The 440-nt window shown below is 46.8% G+C and carries 1 pseudogene; it reads right to left on the bottom strand.

The features are described from left to right. Window positions 1-440 (bottom strand): annotated as a pseudogene (locus RVS70_RS22485) (EamA family transporter); the annotation flags it as partial.

Below are 440 nucleotides of genomic sequence, written 5' to 3'. Positions count from 1 at the left end.
GCTATTGGTGTATTCAGACCGATTGTCGATTTGATGCCAATGTAAAGCATCATGGCCGCTCCAGCTGCTGTCATCCCGTATGCATTGAGACGAATCCCGCCGATTTGATGGACGAGATGACCGGAAAGGACAAGATAACCGGCATAGACGGCCGAGGATAACAAAATGAATGCAGATCCAATCATATTTGCCTGAAAGAGCTCAGTATCCCATCCGCCAAGCGCAAAGAAAAGGCCAAACATGACCGCCAGCACTGTGAAAAGGTCCTGAACTGTAACCATATTCCGATCACGACACGCTGTAAATAGGATTACAAATATCGGACAGCTCATAAGCAAAATACGCTCAACCATTGCGGATACATGGTTCAGCCCGATAAAATCAAGAAAGGGAGACAGAAAAAAACAAAACACGCCCGCGATACAGGCCTTCACTAGGTC

This window comes from Virgibacillus sp. M23 (assembly GCF_034190895.1).
Taxonomy (GTDB): Bacteria; Bacillota; Bacilli; order Bacillales; family Amphibacillaceae; genus Virgibacillus; species Virgibacillus salarius.
The sequence above is the reverse complement of the archived record's forward strand: the minus strand, read 5'-3'. Positions and strand labels throughout refer to the sequence as shown.